The following is a 19959-nucleotide window of genomic DNA, read 5'->3' on the forward strand; positions in this document are numbered from 1 at the left end:
CGATACTCCTGTTTTTCTCTCCCAACCAGAGGGTAGGGTAGTGGTCACTACTATACGCACTTTGACTCATGACACCCGAAGGCGGCCCATGGCAATCCAGCAAGCATCACCGAACACCGCCACCAGGAGCCCGGCGCTCGCCGGCATATGGATTGCCCTCTTCTCGTCGGCCGTCTTCGGAGTCTCGGGCTCTTTCGCCAAGCCCCTGCTGGAGTCGGGGTGGACGAGCGGCGCGGCCGTCGGCGCCCGGATGGCGGGTGCGGCGCTGGTGCTTCTGGTCCCAACGGTCTTCGCGCTGCGCGGGCGGTGGGCCACGGTCCCGGCCAACTGGAAGCCCATCGTCCTGTTCGGTCTCTTCGGTGTCGGCATCTGCCAGTTCGCCTACTTCCAGGCGGTGGAGCGGCTCAGCGTGGGCGTCGCGCTGTTGCTTGAATACCTTGCGCCGGTGCTGATCGTCCTGGTCCTCTGGGCGCGCAGCCGCCGCCGCCCGGCCGTCCTGACCATCGCGGGCACCATCGTGTCGCTGATCGGCCTGGTGCTGGTGCTGAACCTGACGGGTGCCGAGCGCGTGGACCCCGTTGGCGTGCTCTGGGGCCTCGGTGCCGCCGTAGGCCTGGCGGGCTACTTCTTCATCACGGCCAAGGCCAACGCCACGCTCCCGCCGCTCGTGCTGGCGACCGGGGGGCTCGTGGTCGGCGCGGTCCTGATGTTCCTGCTGGGCGCCGCCCGCCTGCTGCCCATGAGGGCCACGTTCGGCAACGTGTCCTTCGTCGGGTTCGCGACGCCCTGGTGGGCGGCCCTCCTCGCGCTCGTGCTCGTCGCCACGGTGGTCGCGTACGTCTCCGGCATCATGGCCGCGCGCGCGCTCGGCACCAAGCTGGCGTCCTTCGTCTCGCTGACGGAGGTCCTCTTCGCGGTCTTGTGGGCATGGCTCCTGCTGGGTGAAATGCCCGCCGGCATCCAGCTGCTCGGGGGTGCGCTGATCGTAGGGGGCGTGCTGCTGGTGCGCGCCGACGAGCTGCGCTCCCCGTAGTCTCCTTCGGGCCTACTTGCCGAATCCGCGCAGCCGCAGGCTGTTGGCGACCACCAGCACCGAGCTGGCCGCCATGGCCGCCCCGGCGATCATCGGGTTGAGCAGCCCGAGCGCCGCCACCGGGATTCCCAGCGTGTTGTAGAGGAAGGCCCAGAACAGGTTGGTCTTGATGGTCGCGAGCGTCTTGCGGGACAACTGGATGGCCTGGCCCACCTGGGCGACGTCGTTCCCCATCACGGTGATGTCCGCCGCGGCTATCGCCACGTCGGTGCCCGAGCCCATGGCTATGCCAAGGTCCGCTTGCGCCAGGGCGGGGGCGTCGTTGACGCCGTCGCCGACCATCGCGACCACCGCGCCGCCGGCCTGCAGCCGGCGGACGGCCTCCACCTTGCCCTCCGGCAACACGTCCGCAAACACGGCGTCCTCCGGGATGCCGACCTCGCGGGCGACCCGGCGGGCGACCGGCCCGTTGTCGCCGGTGAGCAGTACGGGCCGCAGGCCCAACTCGCGCAGCCTGGCGATCGCGCCCGCCGACCCCGGCTTCAACGTGTCCCGAAGGCTGACGATGCCCACCGCCTTGCCGCCCACGGCCACCAGCACCGCCGTCGCCGCGCGGTCTTGCGCGCCGTGGAGCGCGGCGTAGTCGGCGTCGTACAGCTCCACGCCGTTGTCCTTCAGCCACTGCGCCTTGCCGGCCAGCACGACGGCGGTGCCGACGAGCGCGCGGACCCCGCCTCCTGGTTCGGAGGTGAAATCGCGGACCGCGGAGACGGCCAGCCGGAAGTCGTCGCCGGTGGCCTCCGCGGCGGCGACGATCGCGTGCGCAATAGGGTGCTCGGAGCCCGACTCGACCGCGCCGGCATGGACCAGCACCTCGGTGCCGGTCAGCTCGCCGAACGTCTCGATGTCGATGACCGAGAGCTTGCCCTCGGTGACCGTCCCGGTCTTGTCGAGCAGTACGGTGTCCACGCGGCGCGTGTCCTCGAGCACCTGGGGCCCGCGGATGAGGATGCCGAGCTGCGCCCCGCGGCCGGTGCCGACCAACAGTCCGATGGGTGTGGCCAAGCCCAGCGCGCACGGGCACGCGATGACCAGTACGGCCACCGCGGCCGTGAAAGCCGGCTGCACCTCGCCGCCCACGACGAGCCAGAGGGCGAAGGTGAGCACGGCGATCGCGAGGACTATGGGGACGAAGACCGCCGAGATCCGGTCGGCGAGCCGCGCGATCGGCGCCTTGCCGGTCTGCGCCTCGGACACCAGCCGGCCCATCTGCGCCAGCGTGGTGTCCCGGCCCACGCGTGTGGCGCGGACCAGCAGCCTTCCGGACGTGTTGATGGTGGCGCCGGTCACGGTGTCGTCGGGCCCGACGTCGACCGGAACCGACTCGCCGGTGATCAGGGACGTGTCGATGGCGGAGGAACCTTGGACCACGTAGCCGTCGGTCGCGATCTTCTCGCCCGGGCGGACCACGAGCTCGTCGCCGGGGACGAGCTCGGCCGCGGGCACGCGCACCTCGCGGCCGCCGCGCATCACGGTGGCCTCCTTTGCGCCGAGGTCCAGCAGGGTCTTGAGGGCGTCGGAGGCCCGGGCCTTGGCGCGGGCCTCGAGGAACCGGCCCAGCAGGAGGAAGGTGGCGACGACGCCAGCCGTTTCGAAGTAGAGCTGGTGTCCTCCCATGTCCATGTCCATCCCCGGGCCCGCGTGCGCCGTGAGGTCCGGCGACAGGATCAGCTGCCAGACGGAAAAGAGGTAGGCGGCGAGAACGCCGATCGAGACCAGCGTGTCCATGGTGGATGCCCCGTGTCGCGCGTTGATGGCCGCCGCGCGGTGGAAGGGCCAGGCGGACCAGAGGGCCACGGGTGTGGCGAGCGCGAGAGCCACCCATCCCCAGTTGGGAAACTGGGCACTCGGGATCATCGAGATGACAAACAGTGGAATCGTGAACGCGGTGGCCACCATGAGGCGAGGCGCCAGTTCCGCGGCCGTTCCCCCGTGGCCGACGTGGTCGTTGTGGGTGGCGTGGTCGCCCGCCGCGGAACCAGGGGGAAGGTCCGCCTCCGGGTGCGGCCCGGAGCCGTCGCGGGGCCGCGGGTTGAGCGTGCCGTCCGTGTGCGCCGTGTGGTGTGCCGCGGCGCCGGCCGGCGCATGGGCGTCCTGCTTCACGCGTGCGCGGTAGCCCGCGGAATTCACGGTATCGATCAGTTGCTGGTCGGTGACGGTGGCCGGTACGCTGACCCGCGCGGACTCCAGCGGGAGGTTGACCAGCGCGTCGACCCCCTCGAGTTTGCCGAGCTTGCGCTCCACGCGGGACACGCAGGAGGCGCACGTCATCCCTTGGATGTCCAGCTCGACCACCCGGTCCGGTCCCTCGTGCAGGTCCCGCCCTGGCAGGTTGGCGTTGTCCATCGCGTAGATTCCCCTCTCACATGATGCTTGCCGAGTCTCCGGGCGCTCGCCGGGCGGGCGCCCCGGATCAGGCGTTGGCGCCGACGATGGTGTAACCGGCCTCGGCGACGGCCTCGCTGAGCGTCGCCTCGCTCAGCGGCGCCGCCGACGTGATGGTTGCCGTGGAAACGCCGCCGGCGACCAGCTCCACCTGTACGTCCTGGACGCCCGAGATCGACTGGATTTCTTCGGTGACGGACGCGACGCAGTGGCCGCAGGTCATGCCGTCGATGCTGATGGTCGTGGTGTTCACGCTGTTCTCCTTGTGTGGTCCGTGTGGTGCGTCTGGCGGTTTTACGGGATTCAGCGGAGCAGGCGCCCGATGGCGGCCGAGGCTTCGCGGACCTTCTCATTGACGATCTCCGGGTTGTTCCCGGCCTCCGCGTCGCGCGCGGCGCCGACGACGCAGTGGGCGATGTGCCCCTCGACCAGCCCCAGGCTGACCCTGTGCAGCGCCGCGTTCACGGCCGAGATCTGGGTGAGGATGTCAATGCAGTACTTCTCGTCCTCGACCATTCGCGCTATGCCGCGCACCTGGCCCTCGATGCGGCTGAGCCGCCTCAACAGGCCCTCCGTGTCCGTGGTGTAGGCGTGTTCGCGGTGTTCGTCCACGTGTGTCTGGTCGCTTCCCATGCGGCGATGATACCCCCATAGGGTATCCAAGCACAAGTACCCCTAGGGGGTATCTCCCGGTGGAGAAGGGTCCGGCGTCCGGGGCCCCGTTGTTATGCTGTCTCGGTGCCAGAGAACCAGCTTTCCGTCCGCCAGATCACCCCCGATGAACACCGCGCCCACCTGGCCACCCGCCCCGAGGCCAGCTTCCTGCAGCTTCCGGCCTGGTCGCGCGTGAAGAAGGAATGGCGCGCCGAATACCTTGGATGGTTCGACGCGACGGGCGCCCTGCGGGGTTCCGCGCAGGTCCTGCACCGGCCGGCCCCGGTGGTCAAGTGGACGTTGGCCTATCTGCCCGAGGCCCCGGTGTTCGATTGGGACTCGGTTTCGGCCCCGGACGTTGTGGAGCCGATGCTGGAGCACTTCCGCGGAAACCGGGTCTTTCTGGTCAGGATGGGCCCGCCACTCGTCGGCCACCGGTGGACCGGCGCCGCCGTCCGCAAGGCGCTGTCCGCCGGGGGGCACGCGTTGGTGACCGAGCTTGAGCCCGCGGACGAGGACGGGCGTGCGGCCCTTGTGGCAGCCCAGTTGCGCACCACCGGCTGGCGCAAGCAGGACGTCGGCGAGGACTTCGCGGCGGGCCAGCCGGAGTTCCAGGCCAGGATTCCCTTGGTGTCCGACGACGGCGCGGCGCTGGACGTCGACGGCGTGCTGGCCGGCATGAACCAGAACGCCCGGCGCGAGACCCGCAGGGCCGCCTCCGGCCCGCTGGAGGTCCAGACGGGCGGCGCCGGGGACGTGGAGCGGTTCCACTCCCTCTACCGGGAGACAGCGGAACGCGACGGCTTCACCGGTCGCCCGGCCCACTACTTCACCACCATGTTCAATGAGCTAAACGCCCACGCCCCGGGCACCTGCACGCTGTACTTCGCGGTGCACGAGGGGCGGGACCTCGCGGCGGCCATCCGCGTGCACAGCGGCCACGGCGCCTGGTACGTCTACGGGGCCTCCTCAACGTCCGAGCGCAAGCTGTTCGCGCCGAAGGCCCTGATCCACCGCATGGTGGAGGACTCGCTGGCCGAGGGCTGCCACTACCTGGACCACGGTGGGGTGTCCGCCACCCTGGACAAGGCTCACCACCTCGCGGGCCTGACTCTGTTCAAGACCACGCTGGGCTGCGATGTGGTGCAGACACTGGGGGAGTGGGACTACCCACTGAATCGTCCGTTGGCCGCCGGCTTCAACTTCTACATGAAGAAGCGCGCCAAGCACTGAGCGCCCAACGTCCCCGCCTCCTCCGCGCCGGGGAGGAGGTGGGGGATCGGCGGGCCTAACGGCCGGTGATGCTCTCCAGCGCCGCCATCGAGCGCTCGGCGAGGGCCTCGGGCATGGGGGCGCTGCCGACCGAGTCGGCGGCGAGCTGCTGCCCCTCGCCGCTGACCGCGTACTGACCGAACGCCTTCACGAGTTCCACGGTCTCCGCGTCCGCGTAGGACGTGCAGTAGATCTGGTAGGACACCAGGACCAGCGGATAGGCGCCCGGGACGGTGGTCTTGCGGTCCAGCTTGAGGGCGGCGTCGTGTTCCCCGCGGCCCTCGACCGGCCGGGCGGCGTCCACGGCCAGGGCGGCCGCCTCGGGGCTCACGGCCACGAAGTCCTCGCCGACCTTCAGTTTCGCCTTGCCGGCGGTCTTCCCGGCGACGGAGTCGTCGACGTAGGCGATGGAGCCCTCGGTGCGCGTGACGGTGCTCATAACACCGGCATTGCCTTGGGCGTTCTCGCCGCCCAGCCCGCCCGGCCAGGAGCCGTCCTCCTCATCGGTCCACACGTCGGGCACGGTGGCGTGCAGGTACTCGGTGAAATTCTCGGTGGTCCCCGAATCGTCCGAGCGGTGGACTGCCGTCAGGCGCAGGTCGGGCAGCTCGGTTCCCTCGTTCAGGGCGACGATCGCGGGGTCCCGCCACGTGGTGACGTCGCCGCGGAAGATGCGCGCCACCGTCTCGGGGTCCAGGTTGACCTCCTTGATCCCCGGGAGGTTGAAGGCCAGGGTGATCGGCGAGATGTAGGCGGGAATGTTCATGGCCCCGCCGGGGCCGCAGACGGCCCGTGCGTCCTCCATCTCCTCGTCGTCCAGGTAGGCGTCCGAACCGGCGAAGGCCACGCCCCCCGCGAGGAACGCGGTGCGGCCGGCTCCCGACCCCGCGGGCGAGTACTGGATCTCGGCGTCGGGGTTCAGGGAACCGAAGCTGGAGATCCACGTGGACATGGCGGCGCTCTGGGCGGAGGAGCCCACGCCGGTGATGGTGCCGGAGAGGTCCGAGCTGTTCTCCTCGGCGGCGCGCCGCTGCTCTTCGCCGAGCGGATAGTCGGAGCCGCAGGCGCCGACCATCAGGACGACGGCGGCGCACGAGACGGCGCCCGCAACGGAGCGCAGGCGGATGGGCAGCGGGCGGGACGTTGACGGGGAAAGCAGGGAAAGCATGGAAGCCAGTGTACGTAAGGGCGCCGGTAGAGTTGGCGGGCACCCGCAGCGCCAACCGATGGGACCCCGTGACCGAGACCGCGCCGATCGAGACGCCCGAGCAGCGCCAGTCGGTGTTGCGCACCCTGCGGTCTCCGCGCCACCTCAAGACCGAGGTCCTGGGCGGGCTGGTGGTCGCCATGGCGCTGATCCCGGAAGCGCTCGCCTTCAGCGTCATCGCGGGGGTGGACCCGCGCGTGGGCCTCTTCTCGGCGGTCACGATGGCCATGACCATCGCGATCGTCGGTGGCCGCCCGGCCATGATCTCGGCGGCCACCGGCGCCGTCGCACTGGTCATCGCGCCGCTCGTGGCGAGCCACGGCGTGAGCTACCTCGTTGCCGCGGTCCTGCTGGCCGGCCTCCTCCAAATCCTGCTGTCCATCCTCGGGGTGGGCCGGCTGATGCGCTTCATTCCACGCTCGGTCATGATCGGGTTCGTCAGCTCGCTGGCCATTCTTGTGGCCGTGGCCCAGCTCCCCGAGCTCGTCGGGGTCCCGTGGGCCGTGTACGCGATCGCGGCCGCGGGTTTGCTGATTCTTTTCGGGCTCCCCAAACTGACCACCGCCGTCCCCGCCCCGCTGGTCGCGATCGTGGTGCTGACCGCCGTCGTTGTGGTGGCGGGGATCAACGTGCCGACCGTCGCGGACAAGGGCGAGCTGCCGACGTCGCTTCCCGGCCTGTTGTTGCCGGACGTCCCGTGGACCCTCGAGACGCTGCGCACGATCTTCCCGTATGCCCTGTCGATGGCGTTCGTCGGCCTGCTGGAGTCGCTGATGACCGCCAAGCTGGTCGACGACGTCACGGACACCCGGTCCAACAAGACGCGCGAGGCGTGGGGACAGGGCGTCGCGAACCTCGTGACGGGTCTGTTCGGCGGGATGGGCGGCTGCGCGATGATCGGCCAGACGATGATCAACGTGAAGGCCTCCGGCGCGCGGACCCGCATCTCCACATTCCTCGCCGGCGGGTTCCTGCTGGTGCTGGTCATGGCGCTGGGAGACCTGGTGGGGCTGGTGCCGATGGCCGCGCTCGTGGCCGTGATGCTGTTCGTCTCGCTGATCACCTTCGATTGGCACTCGTTCGCGCCGTCCACGCTGCGCCGCCTTCCCAAGTCGGAGACGGCGGTGATGCTGGCGACCGTCGTTGTGGTTGTCGCCACGCACAACCTGGCGATCGGCGTCGGGGTCGGGGTCCTCGCCGCGATGGTGGCCTTCGCCCGCCGGGTCGCGCACTTCGTGACCGTGAAGCGCACGGTCATCGGCGCCGGGGACGCGGCCATTGCGCGCTATGTCGTCGACGGCGAGCTGTTCTTCGCGTCCTCCAACGACCTCTACTACCAGTTCAGCTACGCGGAGGACCCCGAGCGCGTTGTGATCGACATGGGCGGCTCGCACCTGTGGGACGCGTCGACCAGCGCGGCTCTTGACAGTGTCCAGGCCAAGTACGCGCGGCTCGGCAAGGAGGCGCGGATCGTGGGCCTCAACCGCGCCAGCGAACTCATGCGCGCCCGCCTGGCCGGGAAGCTGAACGCGGGCTAGGCGGGGTTCCCGCCGATGGTGGCCGGGCGTAGAGTGGCGCTACCTGACACTCGAGTAGGGAGATCGCTATGGGCGAGTACCGCGCCTACACGGACGAGGAAAAGGCCACCTACGTGGCCCCTGCCTGCGAGCGGTGCGGCCAGCACCGGCATGTGACCTGGGAGGACAAGGGCGGCGACGGCGCGCACTGGATTCCGCGCGACGCCGGCTGCTCGAACGAGGCCTGCACCGGATAGGCCCCCGGCGCCCCGGGACCGAGGCTATTCCCCGGAGGCCTCGGTGGGCGTCCCGTCGCCCGGCTGCTCCATCCACATCAGCTCCCAAATGTGCCCGTCCGGGTCGCTGACCGCCGAGCCGTACATCCCGGGGAACTCCGATTCCGGCTCGCGGTAGACCGACCCGCCGTGGGACGCCGCCACCTTGGTCAGCTCGTCCACGTGCTCGGCGGAGTCGCAGCTCAGCGCGTTCAGCATCTGCTTTCCGCCCTCGCCGAACGTCGGCTTGTCTCCCCCGCGCAGGAAGCTCCCGAAGAACGGCTCCATCAGCGACATTACCCAGATGTCCGGGGTGATCATCCAGGCCGTGGCGTTCTCGTTGGAGAACGTGTTGTTCCGCTCGAAGCCCATGGCGCCGTAGAAGGTGTTGGCCGCCTCCAGGTCCCGGGTGGGCAGGTTCACGAAGATCATTCGACCCATGACTCAGTTCCTCCTCATCGGGGCCGGCGGTCCGCTCTCCGCCGACAGTGGCTTAAGACTTGCATCCGCGGCGGGTCCTGCCAAGGTCGCCGAACCGACGGCCGCGCGGGGTGGGCCACCTGCCGAGGGCAGCGGCTTCGGCGGTACCGCGACGCGGGAACCTCCCCTAGACTGTGGCCCACGCCACATTGGCCCACGTTCCCGGCAGGGGCCGGAACGCCCTTGGGGCAATTCGACGGACGGTGGACCCGCATGCGCCTGAACACGCCAGCCTCCCGGATGCTGCAGCGCCACGCGCGCGCGGCACACGAGATTCTGGGCCGCGCCCGCGCGGGAGCGCCGGGCGGTGCCGCCTTGGACGGGTTGCGCCCCGTGGTGCACGACTCCTGGCTGCGTTCGCTCGGTTTCCTGCCGGATCCCGACAGGGTCGAACCCGGGCCGGGGCTGGGCGAGGCCGAGTTGGAGGCCTACCGGCGCGAGCATCCCCTCGCCGGCATCATGCCCGTGATCGACCGCCTGCTTGTGCAGCCCGCGCGGGACACGGGTCTGTTGGTGGCGGTCGGGGACGAGTTCGGCCGCCTCCTGTGGGTGGAGGGCGACGCATCCGCGCTGCGCCGCGCGGAGGGCATGGCGTTCGTGCCGGGGGCGGACTGGTCCGAGCGATCCGTCGGAACGTCCGCGCCCGGAACTGCGTTGGCCACGGGCAAGGGCGTCCAAGTCAGCGGCGCGGAGCACTACAGCCGACAGGCGCACCGCTGGAGCTGTACGGCGGTCCCGGTCCACGATCCGGCCACGGGCCGCCTGCTGGGCGTCGTGGACCTGACGGGAAACGCGGACGCCGTCGCCGCACACTCCCTGGCCCTGCTCCACGCGGCCGTCGCGGCCGCGGAGGCGGATCTTATGCTGGGGGGCGCGTTCCGCCCGCGCCGGCCACTGGCCGCGCCCGTCCACCGCACGTCCGCCGCGGCGGGGCTCGCGGTCCTTGGGCACGACGGCGGCCTGCTCACCTCAGCGGGCACCGGCCTGCCGCTCGGCGGACGCCACGCGGAAATCCTCACGCTGCTGGCCTGGCACCGGGCGGGGCTCACCGCGGAGGAGCTCGCCGCCGCCGTGCTTGGCGACGCCGGCCAGCCGGTCACCCTGCGCGCGGAAATGGTCCGGCTGCGCAAGGCGCTCGCCGGCCACGACCCGGGGCTGTCCCTGCTCTCCCGCCCCTACCGCCTGGAGCCGTGGGTGGTCCTGGACGCCCGCGAGGTGCTGGACCTGGTCGCGCGCGGACAACACGGGCGCGCGCTGGCCGCCTACCGCGGCCCCGTGCTGCCTCGATCGACGGCGCCGGGCATCGAGGAGATCCGGGCCGAAGTTTCCGGCGGCCTGCGCCAGGCCATGCTTCAGGACGCGTCGGCCGATGTCTTGATGGACTACCTGGACCTGCCGGAGGCGGCCAGGGACGCCGAGGCCCTGCGGACCGCGCTGCAGGTGCTGCCGCCGCGCTCGCCGCGCCGCGCCGTCGTTGTGTCCCGGCTGATGCGGCTCGAGGCCGAGCTCTCCTGAGTGCAACCCGATTGCAACGTTGCCCGGCGTAACGTCGCAACCACCAGCACCGAAGACCCGCGCACCGCCGGCCCAGCCCGCGACGCGCGGCCGCCGGCCCACTGATCGTCAGCCAACAAAGGAGTTGCCATGACCGTTTATGCCGTCCCCGGCACCGAGGGATCGCCCGTCACGTTCAAGACCCGCTACGAGCACTACATCGGCGGAGAGTGGAAGTCGCCCATCAAGGGCGAGTACTTCGAGAACATCACCCCGGTCACCGGCAAGGGATTCTGCGAGGTGGGCCGCGGCACCGCCGAGGACATCGAGGCCGCCCTGGACGCCGCCCACGCCGCGGCGCCGGCCTGGGGCCGCACCAGCCCGGCCGAGCGCGCGGTGATCCTCAACAAGATTGCCGACCGCATGGAACAGAACCTGGAGATGCTGGCGGTCGCCGAATCGTGGGACAACGGCAAGGCCGTCCGCGAGACGCTGAACGCGGACATGCCGCTGGCGATCGACCACTTCCGCTATTTCGCCGGCGCCATCCGCGCCCAGGAGGGAAGCCTCTCCCAGCTCGACGACAACACCACGGCCTACCACTTCCACGAGCCGCTGGGCGTCGTCGGCCAGATCATCCCGTGGAACTTCCCCATCCTGATGGCCGTCTGGAAGCTGGCTCCGGCGCTCGCGGCCGGCAACGCCGTCGTGCTCAAGCCGGCCGAGCAGACCCCGACGTCGATCCTGGTGCTCGCCGAACTCATCGGCGACCTGCTCCCCGCGGGCGTCCTGAACATCGTCAACGGGTTCGGGCTGGAGGCCGGTAAGCCGCTGGCGTCGAACAAGCGCATCCGCAAGATTGCGTTCACCGGCGAGACCACCACGGGCCGGCTCATCATGCAGTACGCCTCGGAGAATCTCATCCCCGTCACGCTCGAGCTCGGCGGCAAGAGCCCGAACATCTTCTTCGAAGACATCGCGGCCAAGGACGACGCGTTCTACGACAAGGCGCAGGAGGGCTTCACGATGTTCGCCCTCAACCAGGGCGAGGTCTGCACGTGCCCCTCGCGGGCACTGATCCAGGAGTCCATCTACGACCAGTTCATCGGCGACGTCATCGGGCGGACCCAGGCCATCAAGCAGGGCAACCCGCTGGACACGGAGACGATGATGGGCGCCCAGGCGTCCAACGACCAACTGGAGAAGATCCTCTCCTACCTGGACATCGGCAAGCAGGAGGGCGCGGAGGTCCTGACGGGCGGGGGCCGCGCCGACCTCGGGGGCGACTTCACCAACGGCTACTACGTGGAGCCCACGATCTTCAAGGGCCACAACAAGATGCGGATCTTCCAGGAGGAGATCTTTGGACCCGTCGTCTCGGTGACCACCTTCTCCGACTACGCGGACGCCATGTCCATCGCCAACGACACCCTGTACGGGCTCGGCGCCGGGGTCTGGAGCCGGAACGGCAACGCCGCCTACCGGGCGGGCCGCGACATCCAGGCCGGACGTGTCTGGGTCAACCAGTACCACGCCTATCCGGCGCACTCCGCCTTCGGCGGGTACAAGTCCTCGGGCATCGGCCGTGAGAACCACCTGATGATGCTGGACCACTACCAGCAGACCAAGAACCTGCTGGTCTCCTACGCGGAGGACAAGCTCGGCTTCTTCTAGGCCGCCGACACCGGGGCCCTCCACCCTCCGGACGGCCCCGACAGACAGACCTTTCCACGCCCTGCCGCGCGGACGGGCCAGCGGCGTACGCGCCCGCCCGCGCGGCAGTCAAAGAACAAGGGACAACTCTTATGAGCACCATGCGCGCTGCAATCGTCAACACGTTCGGAGAAGAGCTCCACGTCGGCACAACACCGGTTCCCGAGCCCGGACCCGGCCAGGTCCTGGTCAAGCTCGTTGCCTCGGGCGTCTGCCATACCGACCTCCACGCCGCCCACGGCGACTGGCCCGTCAAGCCCAAGCTTCCCTTGGTTCCCGGCCACGAGGGCGTCGGCCACGTGGAAAAGATCGGGGACGGCGTCACCGAGGTCGCCGTAGGCGACCTGATCGGAAACGCCTGGCTCGCCAGCGCCTGCGGCACCTGCGAATACTGCCGTACCGGCTGGGAGACATTGTGCGAATCACAGCAGAACGGCGGCTATTCGATCGACGGTTCCTTCGGCGAGTACATGCTGGTCGACGCCAAGTTCGCCGCCCACATCCCGGAGGGCGCCGATCCGTACGAGATCGCCCCGGTGCTTTGCGCCGGCGTCACCGTCTACAAGGGCCTGAAGCAGACGGAGGTCAGGCCCGGCCAGTGGGTCGTGATCTCCGGAATCGGGGGGCTCGGCCACATCGCCGTGCAGTACGCGGTCGCCATGGGCATGCGGGTGGCCGCCGTGGACGTCGCCGAGGAAAAGCTGGCCCTGGCGCGCAGCCACGGCGCCGAGGTGACGGTCAACGCGTTTGCCGAGGATCCCGCGGAGGCCATCCAGGCCGCTACCGGCGGGGCCCACGGTGTCCTGGTCACCGCGGTGCACCCGGCGGCGTTCGGCCAGGCCATCGGCATGACCCGGCGCGGCGGGACGATCGTGTTCAACGGCCTGCCGCCAGGGGAGTTCCCCGCGCCGATCTTCGACATCGTCCTCAAGGGGCTGACGATCCGCGGCTCGATCGTCGGCACCCGCCAGGACATGATCGAGGCCCTGGACTTTTATGCCCGAGGCAAGATCAAGCCGACCATCCAGACCCGCCCGCTCGAGGACATCAACGCGGTGTTCGACGAGATGATCCACGCGAAAATCGATGGCCGGGTGGTCATCGACTACGCCGGACACAGATAGAAACCACTCCGAAGGCACGGCATCCTCCGTCCGGAAACGCCATCCGCGGCGGCTCCGGACGGAGGTGCACCCACAGGCACCGAAGGGACCGACCATGACCAGCACGACTGCGGGCGGAACGGACACAGGCGAGGTTCACGCCCGGCCGACGATCGAGGGCGAGGCGCGCTCCCGCGTGGCGCTGTCCGCGGACGCCGCGGCACTGCTGCGCAGGCTGTGGGAGAGGCACGGCCCGCTGATGTTCCACCAGTCCGGCGGGTGTTGCGACGGATCGTCGCCCATGTGCTTCCCGGAGGGCGACTTCAAGACCGGGGGCTCCGACATCCTGCTCGGCGTCTTCGAACTCGACGACGACGCCGGGGCTCCCTTGGGCGAGATCGGTTTCTGGATGTCGCGCGAGCAGTTCGAATACTGGCGCCACACCCACCTGACCGTGGACGTCGTCAACGGGCGCGGCGCGGGGTTCTCCGTGGAGGCACCCGAAGGCAAGCGCTTCCTCATCCGCAGCGAGATCATGGAACCCGAGGTGGGCTGACCCCTCGCCCCCGCCTACGTGTCGCACCCCCGGCGGATATGATCGGGTGTACGCCGTGAGCGTCCGCGCACGGGCGCGGGCCCCGCCGTTGCTTGGGGAAGGGGAAGCCGTGGACCAGCTGGGTGAACTTCTCCGCGACGTCGATTCGTGGTGGGTCTATCCCCTGGGGGCGCTCTTCGTCACCGTCTCGGCCATGCTCCCACCGGTCCCGAGCACCACGCTGTTCGTCGCGCTGGGAGCCCTGTCCGCCAGTTCCGACGCGCTGAATCCGTTCCTGCTGGCCACCGCGATGCTGGCCGGGGCCATGGCCGGCGACGTGGGAACCTACGCCCTTGCGCGGCGCTTCGACATGTCCTCCTGGTCCCTGATGCGCGGCCGGAAGCGGCAGGCCGCCTTAAGCTCGGCCCGGCGGCGCCTGGCCAGCGACGGGCTGCCGCTGGTCATGACCTCGCGCTACATACCCCTGGGACGGCTCACCATGAACCTCGCGGCGTCCCTGGCCCCCGTGCCTTGGCGCAGGTTCCTGCTGCAGGCCGGCATCGCGGGTCTCGTGTGGTCCGCCTACTCCGTCGGCGTGGGCGTCCTCTCCGGCGTGTGGCCGCAACTCTCCACCGAATTCGCGGTGGTGCTGGCCATCGCCGTGTCCCTGGTGCTCGGCAAGGCCATCAGCATGGTCGTGGAATGGATCGACGAGCACCGGCCGGACCACGAGCAGGAGCTTGAGGCCGCCACGGACTGACCTGGCGCGCGTCCTGCGCCTAGTGTGGGGTCATGTCGAGAAACGAGATCACCTTCCACACCCGGAAGTGGGTGCGTCCCGAGGACCTGAACGCGAACGGGACCCTCTTCGGTGGCAGCCTCCTGCGCTGGATCGACGAGGAGGCGGCCATCTACGCCATAGTGCAGCTGGGCAACGGTATGGCCGTCACCAAGTACATGTCGGAGATCAACTTCGTCAGCTCCGCCCAGCAGGGCGACCTGATCGAGATGGGACTGACCGCGACGGACTTCGGCCGGACGTCCCTGACCATGCGGGCCGAGGTCCGCAACATGTTCACCCGGCAGTCGATCCTCACGATCGAGAAGATCGTTTTTGTGAACCTGGGCGAGGACGGGATGCCGGCCCCGCACGGCTACACAGACATCACGTACGACCGGAACCGGGTCCCGCGCCAGCACCTGGACAGGACTTTCGGGCAGAGCTGAAGCCAGGCCGGCACCCCGGTGCCGGTGGCGCGGCTGCGCCCGGCGCGGGTTGTGGGCCGGGGACAGAGGGTGTTGGACGCGATCGAGACGAGGGCCGGCAACGGCGGGACCACATACGGATTGGAGCTTGAGAATGGCACGGAACTTCACCCTTTTCACCGGGCAGTGGGCCGACCTGCCGCTGGAGGAGGTCGCCCGCCTAGCCGCCGGCTGGGGCTACGACGGGCTGGAGATCGCGGTCTCCGGCGAGCACCTCGACGCCTGGCGGTGGGACGACGACGACTACGTCGCCGAGCGACTGGGCATCCTCGAGAGGCACGGCCTCAAGCTCTGGGCGATCTCCAACCACCTCAAGGGCCAGGCGGTGTGCGACGACCCGATCGACTTCCGCCACCGGGACATCGTGGGGGAGAGGGTGTGGGGCGAAGGCGACGCGGAGGGCGTCCGGCAGCGCGCCGCCGAGGAGCTCAAGCACACCGCGCGGCTGGCCAAGAGGCTGGGCGTGGACACAGTGGTGGGGTTCACCGGCTCGTCGATCTGGCAGTACGTGGCCATGTTCCCGCCCGTGCCAGCCGCCACGATCGAGGCCGGCTACCGGGACTTCGCCGACCGCTGGAACCCCATCCTGGACGTGTTCGACGAGTGTGGGGTGAGGTTCGCGCACGAGGTCCATCCCTCAGAGATCGCCTACGACTACTGGTCCACGGTCAAGACGCTCGAGGCCATCGGTCACCGCGAGGCGTTCGGACTGAACTGGGATCCGAGCCACATGATGTGGCAGGGGATCGACCCGGTGGCCTTCATCTCCGACTTCGCGGACAGGATCTACCACGTGGACTGCAAGGACACGCGGATGAGGATGGGCGGCGGCCGAAACGGCGTCCTCGGCTCGCACCTCGCCTGGGGCGATCCCCGGCGCGGGTGGGACTTTGTCTCCGCGGGGCGCGGCGACGTGCCGTGGGAGGACGCCTTCCGCGCGCTGGCGGCCATCGGGTACGCCGGCCCGATCTCGGTGGAGTGGGAAGACGCCGGCATGGACCGTCTCCACGGGGCACCGGAGGCCCTGGCCGCGCTGAAGCAGTTCGACTTCCCCGCCTCCACCCAGTCCTTCGACGCCGCCTTCAAGCAGGACTGACCCAGCTGCGCCCGGACGACGGCTCGGGGCCGCGGGCGCGTGCGTCAGGCGATCTCCCACGGCTCTACCGGTCCGTCGACCACGCGGAACAGCGGGTGCGGCTCCAAGGAGCGCACGAGACCCAATGCCGCGAGCCGCTCGGGGTCTCGGACGGCGAGCTTCGCGGCCAGGTGGGCGCGCTCGTGGTCCATTTGGCCGCTGGTGACATCGAGGAGGGGCGGAGGGGAGGTCGGCTGGGAGAGAATCAGCGCCCGGTTGAAGTTGTAGCCGCGGGCCGCGGCCTCGTCCGCCACGCCCGTGAGGTAGGCGCCCACCGTCGCCAGCGGGTCGGGGCAGGCGCGAAAACGGATCAGTTGCGGGTGGTTGCGGTAACCGGCGGTCGCCCCTTGTAGCACCTTCTGGGCCAACAGGGTCTCTCGCCAGCAGGCGACCAGCCCCCTGGAGTCGAGGTACCGCGGATGAAGGCTCCAGATGCGCACCCGATCAGCCTAGCCCCGGGGCGGCGCCGAGCCGGAAGCGGCCGGCAGGCGCCGGGGAGACCCCACGGCGCGGGCCTCCCCTCCGGCACTAGTGCAGGTGACTGCCGCCGTTGATGTCCAGCGTGCTCCCGGTCAGGTAGGACGCGTCCTCGCTGGAAAGGAAGGCGACGACCGCCGCGACCTCCTCGGTGGTGGCGGTGCGGCCCAGCGGGATGTCACGCGTGATCGCCGCCTCGGTCTCGGCGGTCGACCCCACCCGGATGTTGGTGTCGACGGCACCCGGGGCCACCGCGTTGACGGTCACGCCGCTGTCCCCGACTTCGCGGGCGAGCGCCTTGGTGAAGCCCAGAATCGCGGCCTTCGCGGCGGAGTAGGGGACCTTGCCGAAGACCCCGCCACCGCGCTGTGCGGAGACTGATGACATGTTTACGATGCGCCCCCAGCCGTTCTCCAGCATGTCGGGAAGGAAGGCCTTGGTGGCGAGGTACGTTCCGGTCGCGTTCACGGCCATCACCTTGTCCCACAGTTCGCGCGTGGTCTCCAGGAACGGCACGGGGGACGTGATGCCGGCGATGTTGGCCAGGGCCCCGACGGACGGGAGGTTGCCCGCCCGCACCTCCGCGCGCACGGCGAGGTGTGCCGCCGCGACGGAGGGCTCGTCCGCCACGTCCACGGCATGGCCGAAGAACGGGACATCGTGGGCGGAGCCGATTTCGGCGGCCACCTTCGCGGCCCTTTCCCCATCCAGGTCCAGGACGACAATGGCCCAGCCGTCCCGGGCATAGCGGGAGGCGACGGCCATGCCGATCCCCTTCTCCGAGGCGGCCCCGGTAACGACGGCGGTTCGCTGTGTGGTGTTCATGGAGCGCTCCCTTGCGCGGCCCGGCGTAGCGGACGCCTTGGGCCAAATCGAGTGGATGTGATGCCCACCACGTTATGCGCGTTGACTGTCAACAGTCAACCAATAAAAAACTTGGATGTTGACTGTTGACAGTCACGCGTGGCGCAGATCACACTTGGAGGCATATTCTGTTGACTGTTGACACTGGCGAAGCCAAAGGCGGACTCGTCGGTTTGTCCGAAAGGTAAAGACATGACAACCCAAAACCTCGCGATGCGTGGACACGTCCATGGCACGAAGGACGCCCGGCGCGTGGCCATCGGCTCCGGTGTCGGCGCGGTGATCGAGACCTATGACTTCATCGGCTTCGGCACGGCCGCCGCGCTGTACTTCGGCACCGCGTTTTTCCCGGGGGCCGACTCGGTCACGGGGACACTGGCCGCATTCGCCACCTTGGGCGTGGGCTTCGCGGCGCGCCCGCTGGGCGGCATCCTGGGAGGGCACCTCGGGGACAAGCTGGGCCGGAAGCCGGTCCTCGTGGCGTCGCTGATCCTGATGGGCCTGGCGACGTTCGCCATCGGGCTGCTGCCGACCTACGAACAGGTGGGCCTCGTGGCCCCGATCCTCCTGGTGCTGGTGCGTGTCATCCAGGGCCTGGCCTTCGGTGCCGAATGGGGCGGCGCGATCCTCATGAGCTACGAGCACGCACCGTGGAAAAAGAAGGGCAAGTACACCGGCATCGTCCAGGCCGGCTTCCCCGTTGGACTCCTGTTGGCGAACATCGTCTTCCTGTTCAGCGTGAACCTCGGCGGCGAGTGGGCGTGGCGCGTGCCGTTCCTGGCCAGCATCGTCCTGGTCGCTGTCGGCCTGATCATCCGCTCCAAAGTCCCCGAGTCCCCGGTCTTCGAGGAGGTCAAGAGCTCCGGACAGATCGAACGCGCCCCGATCGTCAAGGTCATCCGCGAGGACTGGCGCAACATCGTCCGCGGGATCGGCCTGCGCATCGCCGAAACCGCGGGATACGCCGTCTCGATCACCTACATGATCTCCTACCTCCACACCAGCGATCTCGCCACCAAGTCCGAGACCCTGATCGCCCTCTGCGTGGCCTCCGGCATCGGGATCTTCGCCACGATGGCCTGGGCCTCGCTGACGGACAGGATCGGCCGGCGGCCGGTCTACCTCGTGTCCACGGCCTTCGCGGTGCTCTTCGGCATCCCGATGTTCATGCTCGTGAACACCGGCCTGTTCGTCCTGGTCATCGCGACGTTTGTGATCTCCTACGCCGTGTGCCAGAACTCGCTGGCCGGGGTTCAGGGTGCATGGTTCCCGGAACTCTTCCCGGCGAAGACCCGCTCGTCGGGCGCCTCGCTGGCCTACCAGATCTCCGCCATGGTCTCCGGGTTCACACCGTTCGTGACCACCCTGCTGTTTCTCGGCTTCGGCTGGCTCGGACCGGCCCTGCTCTTCAGCCTCTACGGGGCAATCGGCCTCTGGGCGGCCATCTCCACCCGTGAAACCTGGGGCCGTGAGGAGCGCAGGATCGCCGACCAGGCGGAGCAGGCGCACAACAACCACCACGTCACCGCGTGAACACCGCACCCCAATCCAAAGGAACCAGCATGACCACCACCACGACCCCCTACGCCCAGGCGGAGGACACGACGGCGGAACGCAGGCGCCGCGTGGAGGACTTCGCCTACCGGATGCGCCACCACGCCCTGAACATGGGCGAGGTGCAGGGCCAGGGCTACGTCGGCCAGGCCCTTGGTGCCGCGGACATGTTCGCCGCCGTCTACGCCGACCAGCTGAGCCACCGCCCCGAGAACCCCGACTGGGACGGCCGCGACCGCTTCCTGCTCTCCACCGGGCACTACGCCATCGGCCACTACGCGGCGCTCGCCCAGGCCGGCATCGTCCCCGTCGAAGAGCTCGAGACCTACGGATCGGACGACTCCAGGCTCCCGATGTCCGGCATGTCCACCTACACGCCCGGCATGGAGATCTCGGGAGGCTCCCTCGGCCACGGGCTTCCGATCGCGGTCGGCACCGCCCTTGGGCTCCGGCACCAGGGCTCGTCCTCCCGCGTCATCAACTTCATGTCCGACGGCGAACTCGACGAGGGCTCCACGTGGGAGGCCGCGATGGGCGCCCACCACCACGGACTGGCGAACCTCACCGTCCTGGTGGACATCAACGCGCTCCAGGCGGACGGCAAGACCGACACCGTGATGCGGACCGAGCCCGTGGCGGACAAGTGGGCCGCGAGCGGCTGGTTCGTCCAGCGCGTGGACGGGAACGACGTCGGCCAGCTTCTGGCGGCCTTCGACGCCGTCGCCAAGGAATCCGAGACGGCCGGCCGGCCGTCGGTCATCCTGTGCGACACGCGAATCGGGCGCGGGGTGCCGCTGCTGGAGAACCGCGAGAAGGCGCACTTCATGCGCATCGACGAAAACGAATGGGCAACCTGCCGCGAGCAGCTCTCCGCGGGACACGAAGGAGCAAGCAAGTGACCACCACACCAGCGAAGGCCAGGCTGAAGACCTCGG

General features: G+C 69.4%; 20 protein-coding genes. 13 read left to right on the top strand and 7 right to left on the bottom strand.

What is annotated here, in order from left to right; genetic code table 11:
- Positions 1-88 precede the first annotated feature (88 nt).
- Positions 89-1033 (top strand): EamA family transporter, encoded by a 945-nt coding sequence (locus tag AC3ZJJ_RS16085; RefSeq protein ID WP_489892822.1) that lies wholly within the window; start codon positions 89-91, stop codon positions 1031-1033.
- A 12-nt stretch (positions 1034-1045) separates the two neighbouring features.
- Here the strand turns inward: AC3ZJJ_RS16085 and AC3ZJJ_RS16090 are convergent, their stop codons facing one another.
- From AC3ZJJ_RS16090 to AC3ZJJ_RS16100, 3 genes are all read right to left on the bottom strand, one after another.
- Positions 1046-3439, bottom strand: a complete 2394-nt coding sequence (locus AC3ZJJ_RS16090; protein ID WP_489892823.1) for a heavy metal translocating P-type ATPase — start codon at positions 3437-3439, stop codon at positions 1046-1048.
- 67 nt (positions 3440-3506) lie between these two features.
- On the bottom strand, positions 3507-3731 hold the full coding sequence (locus tag AC3ZJJ_RS16095) for a heavy-metal-associated domain-containing protein (RefSeq protein ID WP_489892824.1): 225 nt from the start codon (positions 3729-3731) through the stop codon (positions 3507-3509).
- Positions 3732-3781: 50 nt separating this feature from the next.
- The gene (locus AC3ZJJ_RS16100; RefSeq protein ID WP_489892825.1) at positions 3782-4111 is read right to left on the bottom strand and encodes a metal-sensitive transcriptional regulator; all 330 of its coding nucleotides are present in this window, start codon (positions 4109-4111) and stop codon (positions 3782-3784) included.
- Between the two features lie 105 nt (positions 4112-4216).
- On the opposite strand from AC3ZJJ_RS16100, the gene AC3ZJJ_RS16105 reads away from it, so the two are divergent.
- Entirely contained in the window at positions 4217-5365 is a 1149-nt protein-coding gene (locus AC3ZJJ_RS16105; protein ID WP_489892826.1) for a lipid II:glycine glycyltransferase FemX, read from the top strand.
- A 55-nt stretch (positions 5366-5420) separates the two neighbouring features.
- On the opposite strand, the gene pstS is transcribed toward AC3ZJJ_RS16105, so the two are convergent.
- Positions 5421-6572, bottom strand: coding sequence for a phosphate ABC transporter substrate-binding protein PstS (gene pstS, locus AC3ZJJ_RS16110; RefSeq protein ID WP_489892827.1), 1152 nt, complete (start codon positions 6570-6572; stop codon positions 5421-5423).
- 68 nt (positions 6573-6640) lie between these two features.
- Here pstS and AC3ZJJ_RS16115 point away from each other — a divergent pair, with 68 nt between their 5' ends.
- Both AC3ZJJ_RS16115 and AC3ZJJ_RS16120 read left to right on the top strand, forming a co-directional pair.
- On the top strand, positions 6641-8149 hold the full coding sequence (locus AC3ZJJ_RS16115; RefSeq protein WP_489892828.1) for a SulP family inorganic anion transporter: 1509 nt from the start codon (positions 6641-6643) through the stop codon (positions 8147-8149).
- A 68-nt stretch (positions 8150-8217) separates the two neighbouring features.
- Positions 8218-8385: a hypothetical protein gene (locus AC3ZJJ_RS16120; RefSeq protein ID WP_489892829.1), complete on the top strand. Its 168-nt coding sequence runs from the start codon at positions 8218-8220 to the stop codon at positions 8383-8385.
- A gap of 24 nt (positions 8386-8409) precedes the next feature.
- Here the strand turns inward: AC3ZJJ_RS16120 and AC3ZJJ_RS16125 are convergent, their stop codons facing one another.
- Positions 8410-8844, bottom strand: coding sequence for a VOC family protein (locus tag AC3ZJJ_RS16125; protein WP_489892830.1), 435 nt, complete (start codon positions 8842-8844; stop codon positions 8410-8412).
- 252 nt (positions 8845-9096) lie between these two features.
- Here AC3ZJJ_RS16125 and AC3ZJJ_RS16130 point away from each other — a divergent pair, with 252 nt between their 5' ends.
- The 7 genes from AC3ZJJ_RS16130 to AC3ZJJ_RS16160 all read left to right on the top strand — a co-directional run bounded on the left by AC3ZJJ_RS16130 (position 9097) and on the right by AC3ZJJ_RS16160 (position 16090).
- Positions 9097-10398 carry a GAF domain-containing protein gene (locus tag AC3ZJJ_RS16130; protein WP_489892831.1) on the top strand — a complete coding sequence of 434 codons (1302 nt, stop codon included), beginning with the start codon at positions 9097-9099 and terminating at the stop codon, positions 10396-10398.
- 129 nt (positions 10399-10527) lie between these two features.
- Positions 10528-12051, top strand: coding sequence for an aldehyde dehydrogenase (adh, locus tag AC3ZJJ_RS16135; RefSeq protein WP_489892832.1), 1524 nt, complete (start codon positions 10528-10530; stop codon positions 12049-12051).
- Between the two features lie 131 nt (positions 12052-12182).
- The gene (gene adhP / locus AC3ZJJ_RS16140) at positions 12183-13214 is read left to right on the top strand and encodes an alcohol dehydrogenase AdhP (RefSeq protein ID WP_489892833.1); all 1032 of its coding nucleotides are present in this window, start codon (positions 12183-12185) and stop codon (positions 13212-13214) included.
- Positions 13215-13308: 94 nt separating this feature from the next.
- Complete coding sequence (locus AC3ZJJ_RS16145) at positions 13309-13749, top strand: DUF779 domain-containing protein (protein WP_489892834.1); 441 nt, start codon at positions 13309-13311, stop codon at positions 13747-13749.
- A 109-nt stretch (positions 13750-13858) separates the two neighbouring features.
- Entirely contained in the window at positions 13859-14488 is a 630-nt protein-coding gene (locus AC3ZJJ_RS16150) for a DedA family protein (RefSeq protein WP_489892835.1), read from the top strand.
- Between the two features lie 32 nt (positions 14489-14520).
- On the top strand, positions 14521-14955 hold the full coding sequence (locus tag AC3ZJJ_RS16155) for an acyl-CoA thioesterase (RefSeq protein WP_489892836.1): 435 nt from the start codon (positions 14521-14523) through the stop codon (positions 14953-14955).
- Between the two features lie 133 nt (positions 14956-15088).
- Positions 15089-16090: a sugar phosphate isomerase/epimerase family protein gene (locus AC3ZJJ_RS16160; RefSeq protein ID WP_489892837.1), complete on the top strand. Its 1002-nt coding sequence runs from the start codon at positions 15089-15091 to the stop codon at positions 16088-16090.
- Positions 16091-16134: 44 nt separating this feature from the next.
- Here the strand turns inward: AC3ZJJ_RS16160 and AC3ZJJ_RS16165 are convergent, their stop codons facing one another.
- Together AC3ZJJ_RS16165 and AC3ZJJ_RS16170 are read right to left on the bottom strand one after the other, a co-directional pair.
- Positions 16135-16569 (bottom strand): pyrimidine dimer DNA glycosylase/endonuclease V, encoded by a 435-nt coding sequence (locus tag AC3ZJJ_RS16165; protein ID WP_489892838.1) that lies wholly within the window; start codon positions 16567-16569, stop codon positions 16135-16137.
- Between the two features lie 88 nt (positions 16570-16657).
- Positions 16658-17431, bottom strand: a complete 774-nt coding sequence (locus tag AC3ZJJ_RS16170; protein WP_489892839.1) for an SDR family NAD(P)-dependent oxidoreductase — start codon at positions 17429-17431, stop codon at positions 16658-16660.
- A 231-nt stretch (positions 17432-17662) separates the two neighbouring features.
- On the opposite strand from AC3ZJJ_RS16170, the gene AC3ZJJ_RS16175 reads away from it, so the two are divergent.
- Both AC3ZJJ_RS16175 and AC3ZJJ_RS16180 read left to right on the top strand, forming a co-directional pair.
- On the top strand, positions 17663-19003 hold the full coding sequence (locus AC3ZJJ_RS16175; protein ID WP_489892840.1) for an MFS transporter: 1341 nt from the start codon (positions 17663-17665) through the stop codon (positions 19001-19003).
- A 29-nt stretch (positions 19004-19032) separates the two neighbouring features.
- Positions 19033-19923, top strand: a complete 891-nt coding sequence (locus AC3ZJJ_RS16180; RefSeq protein ID WP_489892841.1) for a transketolase — start codon at positions 19033-19035, stop codon at positions 19921-19923.
- Positions 19924-19959: the final 36 nt, after the last annotated feature.

Source organism: Arthrobacter sp. AOP29-A2-19 (genome assembly GCF_058138025.1).